15 protein-coding genes and 1 tRNA gene are annotated in these 21,679 nt (G+C 34.3%); 12 read left to right on the top strand and 4 right to left on the bottom strand.

Going from position 1 to position 21,679, the window contains the following annotated elements; all coding sequences use genetic code 11:
* Positions 1-307 precede the first annotated feature (307 nt).
* Positions 308-937, bottom strand: coding sequence for a CatA-like O-acetyltransferase (locus tag MSWH1_RS10530; protein WP_048130408.1), 630 nt, complete (start codon positions 935-937; stop codon positions 308-310).
* 343 nt (positions 938-1,280) lie between these two features.
* Here MSWH1_RS10530 and MSWH1_RS19160 point away from each other — a divergent pair, with 343 nt between their 5' ends.
* The 4 genes from MSWH1_RS19160 (at position 1,281) to MSWH1_RS10515 (ending at position 4,107) form a co-directional block, all read left to right on the top strand.
* On the top strand, positions 1,281-1,454 hold the full coding sequence (locus MSWH1_RS19160) for a hypothetical protein (RefSeq protein WP_156148150.1): 174 nt from the start codon (positions 1,281-1,283) through the stop codon (positions 1,452-1,454).
* Entirely contained in the window at positions 1,408-1,965 is a 558-nt protein-coding gene (locus tag MSWH1_RS10525) for a GNAT family N-acetyltransferase (RefSeq protein ID WP_048128335.1), read from the top strand. Before MSWH1_RS19160 ends, MSWH1_RS10525 begins: the two co-directional genes overlap by 47 nt.
* Before the next feature lie 185 nt (positions 1,966-2,150).
* Positions 2,151-2,426 carry a hypothetical protein gene (locus tag MSWH1_RS10520; RefSeq protein WP_197074589.1) on the top strand — a complete coding sequence of 92 codons (276 nt, stop codon included), beginning with the start codon at positions 2,151-2,153 and terminating at the stop codon, positions 2,424-2,426.
* Positions 2,427-2,511: 85 nt separating this feature from the next.
* Positions 2,512-4,107: a hypothetical protein gene (locus MSWH1_RS10515; RefSeq protein WP_156148149.1), complete on the top strand. Its 1,596-nt coding sequence runs from the start codon at positions 2,512-2,514 to the stop codon at positions 4,105-4,107.
* A 128-nt stretch (positions 4,108-4,235) separates the two neighbouring features.
* On the opposite strand, the gene MSWH1_RS10510 is transcribed toward MSWH1_RS10515, so the two are convergent.
* The gene (locus MSWH1_RS10510) at positions 4,236-5,540 is read right to left on the bottom strand and encodes an IS4 family transposase (RefSeq protein WP_048128329.1); all 1,305 of its coding nucleotides are present in this window, start codon (positions 5,538-5,540) and stop codon (positions 4,236-4,238) included.
* Positions 5,541-5,749: 209 nt separating this feature from the next.
* On the opposite strand from MSWH1_RS10510, the gene MSWH1_RS10505 reads away from it, so the two are divergent.
* From MSWH1_RS10505 to MSWH1_RS10485, 4 genes are all read left to right on the top strand, one after another.
* Complete coding sequence (locus MSWH1_RS10505; protein ID WP_048128327.1) at positions 5,750-8,596, top strand: DUF2254 family protein; 2,847 nt, start codon at positions 5,750-5,752, stop codon at positions 8,594-8,596.
* A gap of 325 nt (positions 8,597-8,921) precedes the next feature.
* Positions 8,922-9,530 (top strand): site-specific integrase, encoded by a 609-nt coding sequence (locus tag MSWH1_RS10495; RefSeq protein ID WP_048128323.1) that lies wholly within the window; start codon positions 8,922-8,924, stop codon positions 9,528-9,530.
* Positions 9,531-9,921: 391 nt separating this feature from the next.
* Positions 9,922-15,051, top strand: coding sequence for an ATP-binding protein (locus MSWH1_RS10490; protein ID WP_048128321.1), 5,130 nt, complete (start codon positions 9,922-9,924; stop codon positions 15,049-15,051).
* Between the two features lie 418 nt (positions 15,052-15,469).
* Positions 15,470-15,685, top strand: a complete 216-nt coding sequence (locus tag MSWH1_RS10485) for a hypothetical protein (RefSeq protein WP_156148148.1) — start codon at positions 15,470-15,472, stop codon at positions 15,683-15,685.
* A gap of 326 nt (positions 15,686-16,011) precedes the next feature.
* Here MSWH1_RS10485 and MSWH1_RS10475 read toward each other — a convergent pair.
* Together MSWH1_RS10475 and MSWH1_RS10470 are read right to left on the bottom strand one after the other, a co-directional pair.
* Positions 16,012-16,097, bottom strand: a tRNA-Ser gene (locus tag MSWH1_RS10475).
* A 150-nt stretch (positions 16,098-16,247) separates the two neighbouring features.
* Positions 16,248-17,033: a peptidylprolyl isomerase gene (locus MSWH1_RS10470; protein WP_048128315.1), complete on the bottom strand. Its 786-nt coding sequence runs from the start codon at positions 17,031-17,033 to the stop codon at positions 16,248-16,250.
* A gap of 689 nt (positions 17,034-17,722) precedes the next feature.
* On the opposite strand from MSWH1_RS10470, the gene nikR reads away from it, so the two are divergent.
* From nikR to MSWH1_RS10450, 4 genes are all read left to right on the top strand, one after another.
* Entirely contained in the window at positions 17,723-18,145 is a 423-nt protein-coding gene (gene nikR / locus MSWH1_RS10465; protein ID WP_048128313.1) for a nickel-responsive transcriptional regulator NikR, read from the top strand.
* A 387-nt stretch (positions 18,146-18,532) separates the two neighbouring features.
* A complete protein-coding gene (locus MSWH1_RS10460; protein ID WP_082088104.1) occupies positions 18,533-19,102 on the top strand; it encodes an N-acetyltransferase in 570 nt (189 codons plus the stop codon).
* A 464-nt stretch (positions 19,103-19,566) separates the two neighbouring features.
* On the top strand, positions 19,567-20,079 hold the full coding sequence (locus MSWH1_RS10455; protein ID WP_048130404.1) for a GNAT family N-acetyltransferase: 513 nt from the start codon (positions 19,567-19,569) through the stop codon (positions 20,077-20,079).
* Between the two features lie 174 nt (positions 20,080-20,253).
* A complete protein-coding gene (locus MSWH1_RS10450) occupies positions 20,254-21,474 on the top strand; it encodes a calcium/sodium antiporter (RefSeq protein ID WP_048128311.1) in 1,221 nt (406 codons plus the stop codon).
* The last annotated feature ends 205 nt before the right edge of the window (positions 21,475-21,679 follow it).

The following is a 21,679-nucleotide window of genomic DNA, read 5'->3' as shown; positions in this document are numbered from 1 at the left end:
AATAGAAAAATAGAAAAATAGAAAAATAGAAAAATAGAAAAATAGAAAAATAGAAAAATGGAAAAATGGAAAAATGGAAAAACGGATTTCCAGCTAATTAAATATTCATGAGATTGGGAAAGAACTAAACTCTAAACTCCTATTTTATTCTTAACCAATTGTTTGTAAACATACACCGATATGCCGATAAAAACAAAACTGTTCATACACATATATTTGATTCAAATTCTTGAAACTTTTATTGATACGAGAATAAAATTGGTTTTGAGATAAGCTCAACTACTGATACTCCCATTATGCTTATAATCTACACTTCATCCAGGTATCTCTGCAGCTTATCCGCAAGTTTGCCAATATGAATACCATCAACAAATGCATGATGAACCTGAACTGCAAACGGCATCATAAATTTGCCTTCTCTTTCATGATATTTTCCCCAATCAAATATGGGCTGCGCTTTTTCTCTGTTTCCGAAATCCGTGTGCGAAATATGCGTAAATGTTATCCACGGCAAGGCAGAGAATTGATATACATCATTTTCTACAGGTCCTGTAAAATGTTCTTTTTGATTTTCTGCCGTTACGATTGCCAGTTGTACAAACTTCTCAACCGTATCCTGCATGGGAACATTTACTACCTTAAATAATTCTGTTTCTTTCTCCAGATATGTAAATGAGGTGTCAATGGATTCGTATAACACAACTTCACCATCAAGAAAACGATACCGAAATTCCTCGATTTCATTTGCGCATTTCGTAACGGCAAATATAAACGCTATCGTAAACGGCCAATTATTTTCTTTAACGTACTTTTTGAAATTCGTCACATCAAGTTCAAAACTCACACAATATTGAGGCTGCACCGCACTCCTGTATATTTGACAATACTCTTTTCTTTTCCATGTTTCAAAATCTATTATCTGGTATCTGTTTCCCACATTTACACCTTCTTTCAATACAATCTACATTACGATATATTTCCTTTTTAGTTTCACGACCTATTTTCGCTACAGATCTCACACATTACCGTTTCCTTAAGCGGTTTTCCGGGTATTATGGCAGTCAGAATTCAAAAAGCCCGTGGAAATCAAATCCTGCCAGATTTCCGTATCAGGCCAGAGCCATAGTTTTCAGATTTAAACAAATGTTTGAAAATGTTTGAAAAAAAGTATTAATTATTCCAGGCCTCTTAGGCCCATATCAAGACAGGGATCTGTTAGCAGAATATATAAATAACACAAACACAGATAGTTGAATCATACAAAAAGAAGGTATTCACAAATGGCAAAACCTATTGAACTCGGGCTTGTTCTTGAAGGAGAAGATGCAGAGAGGTTCTTTGAATATGATGAAAATCCCGAGGTTTCAGACGAATTAATAGCAATGTTCATTGAAGGCAAGGAAATATATGAGCAAAACAAACGAAAACTTTCGAGCATCAATTCCAGGCTCTGAACTTGTTATCGTACCACTCAATGAACACCACAGCCTTTTATCATTTAATTGCTCAAATTCAGAATTAAACGATTTTTTGAAAAATGATGCTCTGGATGATCAGAATAATTTGATCACCAGAACTAGTTTGTGCTTTTGGAATTATGAACTGGCGGGGTTTGTTGCTCTGGTAGCAGATACAATTGAAGCTAAAGCTGTAATTGATGGAATTGAGCGTTATAAGTATAGCAAATACCCTGCAGTTAAAATTGCAAGACTGGCAGTAGATTCCAGATTTGAAGGAAAAGGAATAGGCACGTATCTGGTGAAAATAGTAATGGGTCAAGCGTTATCAATTTGCAATAACATTGGATGTAGATACATTCTTGTTGATTCAAAAGAAGGGTCAACTGGTTTCTATGGAAAGTACGGATTCAAAATTGCAGAGAAAAATAAGAAAAAAGATTTCATTCCGATGTATCTTAACATGAAACCGATTATTGCTAAAATGAACCTTGAGACTAAAGATTAAGAGTCTTGATTATTCCAAGCACAAATCCGCCATTCAATAAGCTTGGAGGGGTTACGGAGGTGGGGAAATCCTTGATATTCACACCATCCGGCGCAGGGGCTCGTCCTGGCACTGGTCCCGCAGCAGACCTGAAGAAGCAACGGGGGTTGCACCTATGACCATCTCCGGAAATACCTCGAAAAAGCATGAGTCCAGAAGAGGGTTTCATGTTCTGGGCTATAGGCTGCCGGAACTGGACCTGTTCTTTATCTCTCTTACCAGAAAAAGAAAAAGTGAATAAGAAAAGCCAGGCAAAACATTTTTTGAAAGGTGTAATCAGCAAAATAACCGGATACAGGATTTCCCACAGGTCAGACTCTAACGCCTTTTTTTCTGGGGCTCTTGAGCACGTCCGCGAGGTTTTGCAAGCTAAACCGAAGGATAAAGCCGAAGGAAAAAGAAAAGCTCATTACGGACTTTAGAAGGGCTTCTGAGTTATTTATGCAGGGGTAAGTTTATAAAGAAATTAAAAATTAAAAATTATCGATAACTGTTTCCAAAGATTCGATGAGTTCAAATTCTATCCCTCGCACTAAATTCATGGGTTATAATATAATTATATTAAGTATTTCAGAATACTTATATAGAACACCCTCTTTATTAATGCTAACCATAGAATATATGCTAAAAAAAGATGATACTGTGGAAACTGAAATTCCTACTGTAATTATGTTTTTTGTATATTTAGTATTGATTTTAGGTCTCTTCTCTGTTATTTTTTTCATTTATTATAGCTGGAAAATATATAAAGACTCATATACATTTAATCGCTTCATCAAATGGATATTCTGTTATTTGTTATTTTTCCCTATTTATTTAACAGGCGAGCCTTCATTATCAAAGACGTCGATATATGAACTTGCTTTAGGTTACTTCGGTTTTTTATTCGCACTTATAACAGCATTCTTTTTACTTAGAATTGAGGAGAGAAGCTTTAATTATAAATATGCCAAAGGTTTTTTGATTTCATTTTCACTTTTTTTAATTCTAATTACTTTCTATATTAATAGTGTTTTTCGTAGTCCCTTGTTTATGTCATTTTGTGGTAGCATTTACCTTGCATCTTTTCTTCTATTTTTTACATACATTACTAAAATAATACATAATATTACAAAAAAAGATATTACAAAAAAAGAGATGATTAGATATCCAATATTTTTTCTTATTGTTTTAGTTGGCTTTCTTTTAATTAACACATACACTAATGGGTTCTATAATGCTTTAGTAATTGTACTTAGTTTAATAGGAATAATATTCCTTTTTGGTTTAGAGACCTATTTCTATTGGGTATTAAACTGGTTTAATTCTAACTCAAACGAGAATGATATAATTAACACAACGCCTGGGAATTATTTTATTAAGAAACTTTTTGAGTACGAAAATAAATTTCTACACAAAAAAATTCCTATTGATTCAAGTCCATATTATCTATATGATGAAATTTATAACAGTGTATTAAATGATAAAGACTTAGATCTAAAGGATTACAGCTTAAAAGAACTTCAATTTATGCTAGTTTGTACAAACCAACTAGTAAACGAAATTCATCAAGCTCTGTCTTCATATCAAAGCTCTATTATAGCAGGGCTTGGATTAATGATTCTTCCAGTCTTTAGGTTTTACAGTTCTTTTACTGAATACTGGCTTACTTTTTCGATCCCGACACCAACTATACTCACCAATTTAGAAGCTACAATTTTTTCAAAAATGCTTCATTTAGATTATTTTATACGAGTATATATTGTACTTATAATGATGTACATTATGGCTACCTTATTAGCAGCAATTTTGTCTCTGGGTAATCAAAATAGTAGAATAAAAATCTGGATACAAAAGCATGAAGTAATAAATATAGTTTATGGGCTCATTCCTATCATAATTGGCATTTTTATGGTGACAACATGGCTACAATCAAGAGACATAAGGATGGGAATGGAAGATTTCTTTCTTTTAGGAGCTGGTATGTGTCTTTATTATCCTGGTGTATTTTGGAAAAAATTCGAAAATATAAGACTGAATAACGCATACAAGTTAATATTAGCTATTAATCATGAAATGTTATTTTCGGAAGATGAAAAATTAGAAATACAAAAAAGTGAATAAAACAAAGAAAAAACCAAAAATACTTTACTGTAAAAGTAGTAGAAAATATAAATAAACTTATTTTCATTGGTCATCGGTTAAGAACTTATTCCCGTCTCCCAATAGTGTTTTCTATTTAACCTTTTTCATTAAAACCATTTTTCTCTGAACCTTTCTCTATTTACATGTGGATCCAATGCTTGACTTTCATATACACTCATTATCGTTTCAAAAGTTCTTTGAATTCCACATCTATTCAGAATTACTGTCAACAAATCTGATGCATTCTCTGCAAATATTGTGCTCCAACGTAACTGTGTATATTGAGCCATTTTTTCAGGATGAGCTGTTGAGTTTCTTACAAGGGAATAAATCTTTCTGCTAACGATTAATGTTAACATTGCTGTCCAGATTATAGCTTCAATTACCTGTTCATTCTTTGTTTCAAGAACGTCAAGAGCATATTTGCTTTTTAACTCCTTGAAAAGTAGTTCTATGTCCCACCTTGCTCCATATAATTTTGCAATGTCTTTTGCATTTAAAACATCTTTATGAATATTTGTGATATATATGTGATGCTTTTCATCCTCATCATTATATACCGCAACAAGACGTACTTTCATCTCATCCTGTTTTTGTTTGCCTTTATATGCTCTTCTTTTGAATGCTATTTTTACAACTGCATCAAGATCTTTTCCAGAAAGTTGTTTAATACACTCACTAACAGGTTTTCCAGCGAATTCTTTATTTTTTGTCTTAGGAAGCCCTTCTTCAACAGAAACAAGAACAGGATCCATATTCTTCCTTATTCTTGAAACAAAATATCCTCCGTTTTCCTCAACTCTTGCAAACATTTGAGTTTTGTAAAAACCAAGATCAACAAGAAGAATACGGTCTTTAATCCAGGGACCTATTTTCAATGTTTTTATTTCAGCTGTTTTTTCAGAGTACAGAGCAACGGTTTTAGGTCCGTTAGCAACTGCACTTACCATAACTCCTACTTTTACTCCAGCAGCTACATTTCTTGCTCTTGCTGCTGGAAACTTGTCTGCTAAAGAGGAGTGAAGACGAACAATTGTGCTGTCCTGAATAAGAACATCCTGAAAGTTTTCGAGTTTTTTGCTAAGTTTTCTACCAGGTTCTTTTGCAAGCTCTTCTATGCCGTGAATAACACACTGATGAAGAAACTCAACAAGTTCTGGAGTGAATCTATAGTACCAGCTGCTGTCGCTTAATGTCTTATTTGATTCTTTTTCATATCCTCTTTTCAAACTGGCAAGTGTACGCTGCAAGCGTACACCAAAACCAAGAGTTAAAACCCAAAAGATGATGACAGGGTCAATTTTACGCTCACGTACTATAAGATCAGTTTCTTTGGCAGTTTGCCTTAACCACTCTTCGGGAAACATTTCCCGAAGAGAGTCTTCAAGAGTAGGTGGGGGACGAGGAGACATAGATGCACTAATATTTAGATTATTAATATAAAAATACATACAAGAGTAACTATCTAACGCTTAACCGATGACGCATGAACTTATTTTTAATTTATTATAGATTAAAAAATAATGCTTTTAGTATTTAATATATTGGTGATTGATGTATACTTTAAATTAGATTCAAAAAACAATATTCATATAAATTAAACATTTTAGTTAATTGTATTATGATACAATTGCTCAAAAAAACACTTTTTTACATTCAACAAACAAAAAAGCAATGGGTATCATGTTTTATACTAAATTCTTTTTTGTTTTATCTTATATACGTTAGACCCTTCAAAAGTATAAACATACACCAAGAAAGTGCATTATCTCTATTAAGCACATTGGCTCAGAGTGAAGCTGCTATCCTTGCCATAGTTATAAGCTTGAGCTTGGTTGTAATTCAACACTCTGCTTCTTCATATTCGGCGAGAGTTGTTGATATTTTTAAAAATGATCTTATAATTTGGGAATTTTTAGTATTATATGGATTATCAATATTCTACTCACTTTTTTTGATTGGATTGATAAATAAAACGAATGATTCGGATTTGGGCCAATATTATAGCACAGCTTACGTGCTTTCAGTTATTGCATATCTCTCGCTTTTCTATTATATTTACTATGTCTTTAAAATGATAAGGCCAAGCTCAGTAATTGACAGCCTTGATAAAAATATTAACATACAGAGCTTATCTGAGTCTTGGTATCCTTTAGATGAATCTTACATGGAGATTTCAGAAGATGAGCCAAAAATAGTTAGAATAAATGTACGTCTAAACAACGAGATAGACCCTCTTCTCCCAATAATCGAAATTATACGTGCTTCAATTGAAAAATATGATTATGCTACAGCAAGATATGGACTTGAAGCAGTAACGTACTCTTTTTTAAACATATTAATACGAAATCCCATTGAGGAAAAAAGAATTTCAGAGCATATATTTAATCGTATTTTAGAAATTTGGAAATTAGCTTTGAGAAAAAAAGATATCAAATTTATCGACATGGTACTGTTACAATATTGTTACATCGGAGATAAATGCACTTATCCCGTAGGTGGTTCATCGCTTATTAATTCTCTGTTGAGACATGTATCAAAAACTTTATTTTCATCATACAATACTCTAAGTATACCGTATTTTGAACAAAAAGCTGTACAAAAAAACTTGTTATATACTACTTTTTTATCAGAATATTATTTGAAGGAAGCTTTTAAATCAATAATAGAAATTAAAGAAGATGATTTTACAAAGTTATCGATAAATTTGATAAAATCTATTCATGGAATTGGGTTATCTACTTTTAGATATCGTGGCAATTTAAGAATGGACGAACAAATAGTTATTTTAGAAAGTTTAGAATGTTCAACTTCCGGTTTATCAGACGTTTTAGGAGAAATAGGTTTTGCTGCACTCAACTCAGACTCAAAAGATTCAAAAGATGCTGTAAATGAAGTTATTTCTACTCTTAAAGATATTGGGGAAGCATCAGTTAATAATAATCTCATACATAGTATATCTCATATATTGGAAGCACTTCGTATTGTTGGCGAAGAATCAGCAAAAAAAGGAAAGGAATTTGAATCTTCAACTGAAAGCGTAATAGAACATATAGAAAGTATAGCATTCCAGATAGATACCCAATCAAAAGAAAAAAATGGAGTTAAACAAAATCAGCTAATAGAATATTATAAACATATTACTACACACTATACTAAAAAAACTTACTATATAGGTAAAACAAATAATTCACGTGAAGAATTTAAGGAAGAAATTAAACGTGAAACTGATTTAATTTTCTTGCATATTTTTGATCATATTTACAGAGTTAGTAAAGAATCCGTTAAAAGCAACTGCTTTGACATAGCAAAAAAAGGCATAAAATCACTGGAACGTATTCAAAAAATCTTTGAAAATGACACTAGATATTCGTTCCATATTTGTAGCTATATAAAATATATCGGATCAGAAGCTGTGGAAGATAAGCAGAAGCTTTTAGTTGAGAATGCTTCTAGTTTAGTTGAAGAGTCAATTAGGTCTCTATACACAATTGGAATATTACAATTTGGTTACCTATTTGATTTAGAAGAAAGTGAAAGTGAAATAATCGACTTTTTAAATAAGGAATATAATGCTGCTTTGTCTAATAAATCATGTGTTCATAGTCTAAATTATAATAATATAATGTGGGTTGAAGATAATACACATTCCATCGAATTAAAGGTAGTTAGCAAAAACGAAGATAATGAAATAGAAAAAATACATGATGAAAAAGAAAAAACGTTGATTGTGGATGGTATAGAAAACAAAGATATTAAAGTGTTTTGCCTTCGTGATATAGAAGAGGGTGATTTAAATTCATTTCACCCGGGTTCACTAAAAGCATTCAAAAATAGAATTATACCTAATAGTGATTATTATATAATACCAGAAACTTTAGAGAACATAAGAGACCTTATCTCTAAATATCAAAAAAACTCACAGACATGCGTCTCTGTACATCCAATTTATATGGCGATTAAATGTTTTGAAAATTTTGGGATAATATCTATTCATCGGCGAGAAAAAGGCCCCTTATTTAAAATAATAAGGTCTCTCATTTCAATGGAAGAGCTTGAAAGTGAGAGATTGAAAAATTTGGAAAATGATAAGGGTCAAGATGCTGAGGACGACTTTTATTGGGCTGAAACACTGATTTCAGACTCACTTTATCATATTTTAATTGAATCTTTAAAATATAAATTAATTGAACTTTATATATTAAGGGAATCTGTAGATTGCTTAATCAAGATAGATAAAGAGCATCCTGATCTTTTAGGAATGACCGCAGATAGATTCCAGAATCTTTTGGAAATGATAAAAGAATCTAAGCTTGGGGGATCTGCGTATGATGACATTATAGCATTAATCACAGAAAATGGAATTAAGCCACTTAAAAAGGAAAAGACAAAACCAATAATCAAAGCAGTTCGTCATATTTCAAAAAGGGGAACAGTTAGGCGAATGAGAGAAGAATCCTCCAGATAATTTTCTTCCCCTTTAAGTCTTAACCTGAGCCTTAGAAACAAGTTTTTTCCGATCAATATAAGAAATATTCAATATCCTTTGCCTTATGTCAAAAGAAACTATTTTTTCAATCTCATATTCGGGCTTAAAAATATCTAATTTCCCCATAAATAACCATAGGATACCACTGTAAACGGAATTATAATCTCTTGATGATGCACAGGTTTTGTTACAAAACCTGTGCATTTTTGCAGATTTGATATAATTATAGGGTTTTTTAGACTCAAAAATTCTCATTATACACAGATTTAAATAAAAGCTGTGTATTAATAACATTGGTGATTTTTTGGAAAAATATCCTCAATCAGGTTATATCAAAGATTCTGAAGCCTTACATTTTTATGTGAAAGACGTAAGAATCCTAACCCCTAAAGAATATGAGGCATTAAAGGCAGCTATTCCAAAAGATCAGCATAAAACTATACTCGATATACTCCTTATTACAGGAATGAGATATGCAGAGCTTTTGAGGCTCTATGATAATCCACCCTGGTATAATGAGAAAAGAAACATAATCCACCTTCCGGAAGAAGCACAGAAGAAGCACAAAAGGAGACAGCTTGAAAGAACTATTCATCCTTTGCCTTCCATGTTTAATTATTTGCTTAAAGACTTCTGGCAGGCCCGTAAACCTCCCTTAGAAAGTACCTGGAATAAGAACCTTCAGAGATGGGCTATATCTGCAGGCATGAACCCTTATGGACTCTCGGTAAAGTCAAGTAGAAAAACATTGGAGTCCTGGTTAATTGCTTCCGGGATTGTCGAGTCAACTGTATGTTTACGCCAAGGTCACGATTCTTTAACCTCTATGCGCCATTATCAGGGTCTTGCTTTTTCAGATGAAGAATTAAGGAATATTAAAAAACAATTGATAGCATGGGGTTTTTCGGTATAATATTTAAAAAGACCAATGTCCGTGTCTGTAGATATTACTGTTTCTGCATTATACAGGGAAATACTTTCCAATGGCTTGTAAAAGATTATAAAAAAAGCTCCCCAAACAGCATACTCAATTTTATTGGAAATAGAAAATTATGGTTTAGAGCCCTTGGATGTTAAACTTTTAGAAGATTATAGTAATTGTGAAGTGAGATGAAAGAGTTAATAGAGCCATTTATGTACTTTATAAAGATATGGACTATAATTTAAACAAAAGATTCATTACGATTTAGAATCTCATTTGATAAAAATAATTAATAGTGAAAATTAACTTTTAGCTTAATAAATAGCTTTTAAAAAGAAATTATTGTGAGTAATTCCTTAATAATCTTGAACATGGTGGCAAATTGGCTAAAGAACAAAGTAATCCTTATTCTACAGGTTCAGGAGGTGCCTACTTTGAAACACATGTGCAAGCAGCTTTTACTTTGTTTATGCTCACAGGTAGGATTGCACCTTGTTTGCCACCATGGCCAATTACCAAAATTAAGCTTCAAGGACGCTATGCTGGATTCAACACAGATGATTTTATAGTTTTCGTGAAAGATTCGCAAACAAATCGTGAAGCAAAATTATTAGCCCAGATTAAACACACAATAAACATAACAGAAAAAGACAAAACATTTAGCGAAGTAATTCAGGCCTCTTGGGACGATTTTAGAAACCCAGATGTGTTTTCACAGGAGACAGATAAATTTGCTCTTATCACAGGCCCATTAAGTGCTACAGTTATAAATAATGTCCGAACCCTCTTGGAGTGGGCACGACATTCTGAAGATGAAAATGAATTTATTTCCAAGATTAATACGGAACAGTTCAGCAGCAAAGAAAAAATAGAAAAACTTGATGCATTCAAGAAACAGCTACAAAAGGCAAATGAAGGCAAAGAACTTACAGATCGACAACTCTGGGGTTTCTTACAGCATTTTTATCTACTTGGATATGATTTAGATTCAGATACAGGAAGCTCGATGCAATTACTGAAGTCATTAATTGCTCAAAGTTCTACAGCTGAGCCTTCAGGCACATGGGCAAAACTTGTAGTTGAAGTTCAATCTTTTAATAAAGACGCTGGCACACTTTCATTGGAGACTCTTTCACCTGAAATTAAACAAGTATTTAATTTTCAATTTAATTCTCAATGGGAGTCAGATATAAAAAAACTGGAAGAACATGGTAAATACATTATTGGTGGTATCAAAACAAGTATTGATGGCGTGCACATTAAAAATTATGATAAACTTAGAGAGCTATTAGAAATTAGTGAAGCACACAATTTTGTCATACTTACAGGTGAGCGCGGTAGTGGTAAATCAAGCCTTGTAAAAGAATTTGCCGAGTCAATGGAAAGTGCTGCTCCCATTTTTTGTTTCCGTACAGAAGAATTTAATAACGCACATATCGATAATGTTATTTCAAGAATCGGTTTAATTAGTTCTCTAAGTGATCTTGAAGCAGGCTTTGCACTAATGCCTAAAAAATATTTATTAATCGAGTCCCTTGAAAAAGTGCTTGAGTTAGAAAATTTCGCTGCATTCAAAGACTTACTTCAACTTATTCTGAAAAACACAGGATGGACAATAATTGCATCATGTCGTGATTATGCTTTTCAACAGATATCTTTTAATTATCTTGCTCCATATGGAATTGATTATTCTACTCTTTTAATTAATGGGTTTGACGATGTTGATATTCAAAATCTTTGTGAGCAACTAGAAATTTTAATGCCATTTGCGAATAATCAGTCATTAAAGCCCCTTCTAAAATGTCCATTTTATGCAGATTTGGCATTCAGAGTTGCTAGGACTGGAAAAAAATTCTCAATTGGTGACGGTGAAAAAGAGTTTCAGAGTGCTGTTTGGAGAGAAGTAATTTCAAAGGAATCTGAACGATTAAATGGTATGCCTTTAAGGAGACAGCAAACATTTATTGAAGTCTCTGTTAGACGTGCAAAACGAATGGTTTATAGTATTCCAAGCATAGGATTGGATTCTGAGGCTCTTCTAAAACTTGAAGAAGACAATTTAATTCAACGTGATGCCGCAAATAATCTAGTTAGTCCAGCTCATGACGTTTTAGAAGACTGGGCACTTGAAAGATACATTGACACTAAGTTCCAAGACAGTACAGGGAATATCAATGTATTTCTTAATGCAATTGGTTGCGAACCGGCCATGAATAGAGCTTTCAGGATTTGGCTCTGTCAAAAATTAAAGTATGGTGAAAGCATCGATAATTTGATTCTTTCTATATTGAATAATAAACAAATAGAGAAACTTTGGCAGGATGAAACTATTACTGCCGTACTACTTAGCGAAAAACCGAGTGAATTTCTTAATGAACTGAAAGAATCTCTTTTAGAGAATAATTGTAGTCTCTTAAAACGTTTTTGTTTTATCCTTCGTGTTTCTTGTAAATCACCTGACCAGAATTTAATGAATCAAATGTTTACTAAAGAGACTAGAAGTTTGGGTTTTTTGAAAACTCTTTATCTCAAACCTCAAGGAAAGGGATGGGAGTCTATTATTCACTTCTTATTTGAAAATAAAGAAAATCTTCCAAAGGAACTTATTCCACACGTATCTACTATCCTAGCTGACTGGTCTTCTTTAATTCATATAGATAAAGATTTACCGTCAATATCTCGAGAGGCGGGTTTGCTATCTCTTTATTTGCTCAATACCATAAAAAATTCATACATATGCAAAGATGAACAAAAAAAATTGCTTGACATCATCATTAAAGTTGTTCCAACTATTACACAAGAATTCAATGAAATGCTTGAAATTGATTTATTTAACAAAGACCAAATTAACTGCCGACCATTTTATGTTGACAAGTTGGTTGATTTGTCTCTTACAGGAATGACAACGATATTCTTATGTAAACATGCACCCAATACAGTAATCAAAATCGCTCAGCATGAATGGTTAAAGGTTGATGAATTAATAGACAATCAAGATGAATACGCATATTATCATAGAGATGTGGATGAATGTTTTGGCCTCCATCAATATAGAACAGAATCAAATTTCTTTCCTTCAAGTGGGGCAAAGGGCCCTTTCAAATGGCTATTTCAGTATCATCCAAGGAAAGGCATAGATTTTATAGTAAATCTATTCAACACAGCAGCTGAAAGGTATGCTAATTCAGATTTAGATTCACTTGAAAGACTTTCATCTATGTCTATACCTATAGATATTGATCAATCAGAAGTAAAACAGATAGACATTATTCTTAATGACGGAGGACTAGTTAAACAATACTGTTCAGAACGCTTGTGGTTAGGCTATCGTGGACAATCCGTAGTACCACATTTATTACAATCTGCTCTTATGGCCTTGGAAAATTGGTTGATTGATTACACAAAGTACTCAAAATCTATAGAAAATATTGAATGGGTTTTTGATTACGTTCTTAGGAATAGTAACTCTGTTTTGACAACTTCTGTTTTAGCTTCTGTCTCTTTAGGATTTCATGACAAGCTTGGTAAGGTGGTATTACCACTATTGAGAACTCCTGAGCTTTATGGTTTAGATTTAAAACGTTCAATATTTGAACGGGTGGATAAGGAACCAAATTGGTTTGCAATGGGACCTGATCCACTTGCCTCTATTTATCTTGAAGAAAGGCGTGCTGCAGCTCTACAACCTTGGAGAAAAGAAAATTTAGAAACATTAATTACTCGTCTTCAATTTTCAGATTTAAAGGAAGATATTTTTGCTATATTGGATGATTTTAGATCTAGAGGTAATGACGATGAAAATTGGCGTTTTTGTTTGCACAGGATTGATACTCGAGGTTGGCAGCCAGAAGTAGACGCGGAAAATAGCCGAATTATATTTACTCCATCAAATTTGGATCCAGACCTTGAAATTATCCAAAAAAAAGGAGAGGGAAAGGCCTCACTAAACAATCGAATATTTGCATTATTTTTATGGTCTACAAAGACATTCAAAAAAGAACCACTTGACGCAATATACTATGAGAGTTGGGAAGAAGCGTTAATAGAGGCTAAAAACTTAGCTAAATTCTTAGATGATAAAAATGTTGGTACTTTTGACAGTGTGCTTTATGGTAGTATAGTTAAAGCAGCTGTGATTTTCTTACGTGATTATTCAAGCGAAATGGATGAGGATGACTTATTATGGTGCATCAGATTGATAATTCAAACAGTTTTAATGAACGCTGATGCAACAAATAATATACAATCAGCCGATGAAACTGATCATTATGGAGATGCTGCATCCGCTTCCGTTCTCCCAATTATTCTAGACTTTGTATCGGAAAGCGAAGACATTCTTTTTTTAAAGAAAACTATTGCTACAGCGCTTACACATGCAAATGAAAATGTTCGAATTAACGCTGCAAATGGTGTTAGAAAATTTATGTGGACAAAAGACGCCGAATTTGCTCAAAATTGTATGCTGGGTACTATTGAATACGCATGTTTAATGTCTACTTTGAAATATCAAGAAAAGTATATCCTTGCCAGTTGCATCGAGCAAGATACAAATACTGATTTTGATATGCAACTTGATTCTTTCCGTGACAAAATTGCAAATAAACACATTAAAGCAGAAATTAACAACATTAGTTTCCGTTCCCATGCTCCACATCATTTGTTAGTTCCACTTTTAATAATTCCAAAAGGCTCATCTGATTCCACTCATATTTCACTTCTCTCACAAGTTCTTGAGCTCTTGATTGAAAATGAAGCAAGAGAACAAAATCATATTAGTAAGCATGAACCTGAAATCAGAATGCCCTACAATCTTCCAATGAAGTTCGCTGAAATATTCGCAGGTTACTTGTTTAATGCTTCAGATTCAACAGTTGAACAGGCATTTTTGGAACTTTTAAAGATAGGATGTGACAAAGCTCCTAACTTCTTAGATTTGATATTATTATATATTCAAATAGAAGGAGAGAAAAGGGGTCAAAAAGAACGTTATTGGTGGTTTTGGAATCTATTATCTGAAACGATTCAAAATATCGCTATTAATCTAGCTAGAAATAAACATCAAACTAAGCAACTAGAAAATAAGCGTAATTTAATTCGCAGAATGCTCTTTGCCGATATGTCACATCAATATGCTGATAATGAATATGACAATATTAAAACTGGAAAGAAAGAAATTGAAAAATTTGTTCAAAGTGCTGGAACCAATATTGATGTCTTTGAATCGATGAGTAAACTCATGTATTATTATCCCGATTTGTTCTTGAATTCAGGTCTCCATATACTCTCAAAACATCAAAATGAAGTAGGAGGGACAGAGATATTTTCAAAAAATGCTGTTTTTTATTTAGAAAAAACTATTAGCCGTTTCTTATTGTTTGATAATACTAAACCATTGACAAAGAGTTTGCATGAAGCCTGTAAATTGTTGATAGATGCAATTATTGAAACAGGTTCTTCTGAAGCTTATTATCTTCGTGAACATCTAATTCATTCTAGAAAGATTATTAGTTGAGATTTTGTTATTGAATTTATCCCAAAACCTGGTTTCTTCGTAAATTAATAAAAGTTTCAGAACTAAATTCAATGACACGGAACTCGATTATTGTTCATTTTTGATAATTCCATATGGTATCTGAGCATCTCTCAGGTCTCCGGATCCGTCCAGGTCCCAACCTCAAAAAGCATGTTATTTTTGCTGCTATCGTTTTTTCCGGGCTTTTTTTCTTGCTTTTTGTTAGTAAGTAACATACATATCTTTTTTTCAATTTTTAAGTAAAATTACTTATTTATCTTATTTCACTTAATTTATATTTCCTTTTTATAATCCCATTAGTTAATTACCTTTTATGATCTCCAAATTTAAAGAAAAGTTTTCCAGAAAAAACATCAAATCGGTAGCTCTGAAATCTGCTACCGCAGTATCCGGAGGTGTGGCAGTACTCACTGCTAACGCATCTGCAGCAATAAACACAACTGCTATTACTGAGTCGATTTCTGCAATAACCGGTATTCTCCCAGCTATGGGAGATATGGTCTCTGCTGCAATTGGCCCTATGATGACCATAGGAATTGCAATGTTCTGTCTCAGGTTCTTTGATGATATCCTGGGGGCGATAAGCACAGGGCTTAGTTTTGGCCGCCGTTAAAAGGGGGGCTTCTCTTGAATCCCTCCCGTTTATTTATTCCTCTGCTTCTTCTTTTATTCCTTCCTGGCTCTGCAATGGCTGCAGATGTTAACGTAACATTCAGCGACCTTAACTTATACCCTTCTCAGGAATTTTCCTTATATCAGGTGACTGAATCAGGCTCTCAATACCTCGGCACTTATAACACCACTGATACAGTATCCCTGAACTCAGAATATGAGTATAAAAATGTCTGTTTCTTTAATTGCCGCAACTATTCGAGAAAACATTAGAAAAGAAACGAATAAAAAGAGACAATATTTAAAAGAGACCAGAAAAAGAATTGACGCTGAGGGGGAGATTCGAACTCCCGTAGCGCGTGAGCACTACCGGTTTTCAAGACCGGCGCCGTGGTCCGCTGGGCTACCTCAGCATGTTGAAGATATAAATATTACTGGCTTTTCGGATAGGACCTGGCAAATCGCCCTGATATCCGGGGAGCGTATACAGAGAACCTGATTATTATATATAAAATTTGCGAAGAGAAAGAACTCTTCGCTGCTCTGTAAATTACAGTTAAAAATTATTCCTGGGACTCTGAAGGCTCTTCTTTAACTTCAGCTTCGGTTTCGGCTTCAGCTTCAGCTTCGGTTTCAGCTTCGGTTTCAGCTTCTACTTCAGGTTCTGCAGGTGCAGGGACTTCAGCTTCGGCGGTGACCTTTTCGATGAACTGAATTTCTTTGAGATCGGCATACTTGAAGAGTTCGGTTGCTACTCTGTTCTTTGCCATAAGCCAGCGCTGGTTGAAGGTAAGACCTGTGGGCACATTGATCTTTGCAACACAGTCATCAATTTCAACTTCTGTGTCACGAATGCCAGTATAGAGAGCAAGAAGACCCTGGATCTTTTCAACATTATCTTCAAGGACCTTTTCAATATTGTACTCGTAGTTAACGGTCTTGCCTGCAAAGGGGCTGTTAAAGTCTACAGTGACCCTACGGCCGATGACCCTGCTGACAACTCCTCTTCTGCCGTCCAGTTCAACAGGCTGCCCAGGGTGAACATTTCTGTCCTGGAACTTTGTTATGGAAACAGTTTCTACAAGCGTGGGGTTTCTAGGACCGAATGCCTTTTCCGGAGGGATTGAAACTGTGCCGGAGTAACCAGCTTCCTTTCCATCAAAGTCTTCATCAAGCCCCTGAATTGTGTGCCCTGCCCCGACAATAACGACGTCTCCGCCGTAAAGGCCCTGGGGATTAAAGATCTCTTCTTTTTTTGCAAGCTCTTCGTCTGTTGTGTCGAAAATCCTGCCGTCTTCAAATCTACCTGTGTAGTTTAACTTTATGAAATCGCCTTTCTGAATTGCCATAATACTCAACTCTTCTATTAAATTAATTAAATTTGATAAGCAAGGAAATTATCCTTTATCAGTTAAATTCCTGAACTTTCAGAGTAAACGCGTTTCACGCTATAGAACTCTGGCTTTAATAAGCTTTTTGGGACTCAACAGGGTTGCCTGAAACCTCGCCGGTCATTGTAAAAATTTGAATTTAAGAAAAATTGTTCAGGAAACAGCACCTGCTGCCGTTTAGAGTATGTTATGGAAAAGATTCGACCTGTAATAAGGAGGTGAAGTCACTTTCATTTTCGTCATAGAAGCTGCCTTCTGAGGCAAAAATGACTTTTTTCGCAGCTTTGTCAGGCAGGGACAGAGGTTCCGGCAAGAATACCTTTGTCTTAACCGGTCTATTCATGAGAGTTATGTCCAGAGAATCCGTTCGACTTTTTGAGATAAGGTTCCTTAGCTATTTCAGCTACTCCAGCCATAAATATCTTCTGAATCAAACATAATTCCAGATTACAATTATATTTATCTTGTTACTGTTTATGATTCCGAATACAATAAAGTGTTAAATATAACCTTGGATCTAATATTTAATGGGGATTCGGAGATATAGTGGATTTAATCTATTTGGTCAACCTGTTTGATTTTTCATAAGTAAAACGCCTGAAGCCAGGAAAATCTGATAGAAAAAATTCCATTTTCAGGAGAGGTGTATGGAAAAAAAACTTATGAGGATAGGGATTTCCCTTCCTGGGGAGCTTCTGGATAAGTTTGATAAAGCCCTTATGAAGAGAGGATACTCTTCACGTTCTGAAGGCATAAGGGATGCCATCAGAACATATAACCAGCACTATGAATGGATGCAGCAGATTAAAGGTACAAGGACTGCAACCATCTCTATTGTATACGACTGCTCAAAAAAAGGTGTAACAAGTACCCTGGCAGAAATTCAACATGACCATATGGATCTGATAAACTCTTCAGTCCATTTCAATATGGAAGAAAATCTTTGCTTTGAAGTGATAATCCTCGAAGGGGACGGAGAAAAAATAGTGGACCTGGCTGAAAAAATCCTTAGTTTAAAGGGAGTTAAGCACTCCAGATTAACAACCGTGCCTGAAGAGAGAACAAAATGAACAAGGAAAACTGAAATCAACTTATCTTATTGCACAGATGACTTAAAACTTATCTATTGACTGTTTTTATGATAGGGTTTTTTTAATCTTATATAGGCCCGGAATTAAAATATAACTAATATATATCCAATTCATCTGGATATTTTATAACAATAGTTGTTTTAGTTCATTCAGTTCCAATACTTTGCAGTTTCTAAGACGAAAATGAAAGTGACTTTACTTCTTTTTTACGGATTGGGTCTTCTCCATAACTTTTTCTAAATGGCAACTGGTGCTGTTTCTGGAATAATTTTTCTTAAATTCAAATTTTTAGAATGACCGGCGAAGTTTCAGGCAACCTGGTTGATTCCCAAAAAGCTTATTAAAGCCAGAGTTCTAGGGGTATATATGGATCTTGCAAAAATCCAGGTAAGACCAGATCTATTTTTAAAAGTGCTTAAAAAAAAACTATGGGATACCGCAGGAATTTTTCTTTTAAAGAAATGGGAGCGGATAGATAAAGAAAATGTTGGAACTGTTGAAGATATCATGCTTTCGGAAATCCTTAGAATTCAGGCAGAAGGATTTGAACATAAAAGGCAGGGAGAAATAATAAAATATTCAAAGAAATTCAGAAACGTTTTTTATGTAATTAAAAGTCATGATCAGGTAATGGGCTACTGCATATATCACCTGAAACCGGCTTTTTCATTCCGGGGGTTTGAGAAAAAATCTGTAATTTATTCGATTGCAATTGACAGTGAATTCAGAAACAAGGGATTTGGCAGAAAGCTCCTGGAAGAAAGCATCAGGGAGATGAAGCTGAATCGAGTATTATCTGTCCTCCTGTACGTAAACATAAAAAATGTTCCTGCCATAAAATTATACGAGAAAACAGGCTTCTTGATAGTCAAAGAAGTAGAAAACGTATGTGGACAAAAAGAGATATGCTACAAAATGGAACTGAAACTTTTTTGATTTAATCTCTATGAATTTCCACTAAAAAGTGCTTTTCTTATAGCCAATACCTAATAAGGGTATTCTCAGTGAAAATGTATTATACAAAAGCATTTTTATATAATACTAACTTTCAGAATATTGTGTGGCATACCCTCCTTATAGCCACTTTTATGGAAATTCATAACTGAAGGGCACATCTAAATAAAAATCCGGTTTACAGTCAAGTATGCCTTTGATTACAGTCAAGTATGCCTTTGATTACAGTCAAGTATGCCTTTGATTACAGTCAAGTATGCCTTTGATTATAACCTGATATCTGTAGCGGCAAAAGAAAGAGTTTCTTTCAATAACAGCAACGACAAAAATCATTGAGAATTACTAATGGTTTTGCGCTTAAAGGTGATTCTATCGATCCCACACAAATTATCGATCCCATACAAATTTACATGAGATTAGTTTCATATCTTGAGAGTTTTATGAAACTGCTGCGGGATTCCATCGGAGTTTATCTTCTAAAAAAATGGAAACAAACCGAAAAGGAAAATATTGTGCCCGTAGATGAAACCATGCTCCCGGAGATTCTTAGAATTCAGGCAGAGGGATTTGATAGTGAGAACCAGGAAAATCTTATAAGATATTCAAAGAAACTGGGTAAAATATTTTACGTAATTAAAAGCCAGGACAAAATTGCAGGCTACTGCATATACTACCTGAAACCAGAACTTTCGTTCAGAGGGCTAAAAAAGAAATCCGTAATTTACTCAATTGCAATTGACAACAAATTCAAGAAAATGGGATATGGTAGGAAGCTTCTGGAAGAAAGTATAAAGGAAATGAGGTTGAATGGAATATCCTCTGTTCTCCTGTTTGTAAATGTAAACAATACTCCTGCAATAAAACTATATGAAAAAATGGATTTTCAAATCATACAAAAAATAGATAATGTATGTGGGAAGGAAGAGACATGCTATACAATGGAGTTAAAACTTGCCTGATTTAATTATTAATTATTTTTAAAATTGACCTCTTCCTGCATGTGTGTCTAATTTCAGAAAAGCGTCACCTGATGAGATATTGTCCTTTTCTTACAGGTTATCATTTATTGTCATTTTTTCAGATACGGCAGCTTAAAGGATATGTTTAAATAAAATTCGAGTTCACAGTTTAATGTGTACTTAATTAACGCCCTTATTTTTGTTGGGGGGCTACTGCTGCTTGTAAAGGGAGCAGACCTTTTTGTAATGTCTTCGTCCTGGATTGCTAAGAGGTTTGGGGTCTCTGAGTTTATAATCGGGCTAACTCTGGTATCGATAGGAACATCTGTGCCCGAGCTTGCCTCTTCTCTGACAGCATCATTCGAACACGCAAGTGGAATAGTTATAGGCAATGTACTCGGGTCAAACATTGCAAATATAGGACTGGTCGTGAGTACCGCTGCCCTTCTGTCCAATGTGAGTACTGAAGAGCTAATGCTTAGAAGAGACGGCTATATAATGTTATTTTCCATCTTTCTTTTTTTGCTATTTGTTCTGAACTTCAGGATTTCAAGGATCGAGGCCTTAATTTTTCTTTTGCTATACATTGTCTATCTTCTGTTCCTGCTTGACAAGGTAAAAAAACACGAAGAAGATATATACTTCAAAGAATTTATGAACTATTTTTTTAAGTTTGAGTATATTTTCGATTTAAAAGCAAGGATTGAAACAGGTATCAGAGGACGAATGGAAGAAAAAATTATTAAGAAAGCCGTAAAAGAGAGCTATGAAGAAACAGAAAGAGAAACTAAAACAGAAGAAATGATTCGGGCAGAAGATAAAACTTGCACTGAGATTCAAGCCAAAAATGAAACTGAGATTCGGGCAGAAGATAAAACTTGCACTGAGATTCAAGCCGAAAATGAAACTGAAATAATAAATGAAACTGAGAATCTTTCTGAAGGCAGCCTTTTAATAGAGTTTCTCAAACTGGTCACAAGCGGATTTGCTATAATAATCGGAGCAAAGTATTTCATAGGGCAGTCAATGTTTTTTGCCCAGATTCTGGAAGTTCCGGATACTCTTATCGGTGTAAGCCTTGTTTCAATCGGGACTTCTCTTCCTGAACTGATGGTAACGGTTTCTGCAGCTCGCAGCGGCTATGCCAGCATAGCTCTTGGAAATGTTATAGGGTCAAATATCACGAATACTCTTTTGATTCTGGGCTGTTCGGGGCTTGTCTACCCCCTCACAGTAACCGAAATCAGTGTCTATTATATAACACCTTTCATGCTGTTCATCAGTCTCCTGCTTCTCCTCTTTATCAGAACAGGCTGGAGAATTAAAAGGTTTGAAGGTTTTATTCTTTTCCTTCTCTACTCCGGATTCATGGTTTTTATCTTCCGCCTTGGATGAGTTACCAGTCTTAATGTTGCCCTTAATGTTGCCAGTCTTAATGTTGCCCTTAATGTTGCCAGTCTTAATGTTGCCCTTAATGTTGCCAGTCTTAATGTTGCCAGTCTTAATGTTGCCAGTCTGAATAAACCAACAAGTAAAAGCAACTGAAATAAAAACTGAAATACTCTATTTTCGGAACTACCGGAATAATATCGACCTATTA

The sequence above is a fragment of the Methanosarcina sp. WH1 genome, from assembly GCF_000970005.1.
In the GTDB taxonomy this organism is placed as follows: domain Archaea; phylum Halobacteriota; class Methanosarcinia; order Methanosarcinales; family Methanosarcinaceae; genus Methanosarcina.
Note: the sequence above shows the minus strand (reverse complement) of the source record. Positions and strands in the feature narration are given on the sequence as shown.

Excerpts from the sequence above, each read along its gene's own strand:
- MSWH1_RS19160 (WP_156148150.1), top strand. The coding sequence starts at position 1,281 with ATGGCAAAACCTATTGAACTCGGGCTTGTTCTTGAAGGAGAAGATGCA.
- MSWH1_RS10525 (WP_048128335.1), top strand. The coding sequence starts at position 1,408 with ATGAGCAAAACAAACGAAAACTTTCGAGCATCAATTCCAGGCTCTGAA.
- MSWH1_RS10520 (WP_197074589.1), top strand. The coding sequence starts at position 2,151 with ATGAGTCCAGAAGAGGGTTTCATGTTCTGGGCTATAGGCTGCCGGAAC.
- MSWH1_RS10515 (WP_156148149.1), top strand. The coding sequence starts at position 2,512 with ATGAGTTCAAATTCTATCCCTCGCACTAAATTCATGGGTTATAATATA.
- MSWH1_RS10510 (WP_048128329.1), bottom strand. The coding sequence starts at position 5,540 with ATGTCTCCTCGTCCCCCACCTACTCTTGAAGACTCTCTTCGGGAAATG.
- MSWH1_RS10505 (WP_048128327.1), top strand. The coding sequence starts at position 5,750 with ATGATACAATTGCTCAAAAAAACACTTTTTTACATTCAACAAACAAAA.
- MSWH1_RS10470 (WP_048128315.1), bottom strand. The coding sequence starts at position 17,033 with ATGGCAATTCAGAAAGGCGATTTCATAAAGTTAAACTACACAGGTAGA.
- nikR (WP_048128313.1), top strand. The coding sequence starts at position 17,723 with ATGGAAAAAAAACTTATGAGGATAGGGATTTCCCTTCCTGGGGAGCTT.
- MSWH1_RS10460 (WP_082088104.1), top strand. The coding sequence starts at position 18,533 with ATGGATCTTGCAAAAATCCAGGTAAGACCAGATCTATTTTTAAAAGTG.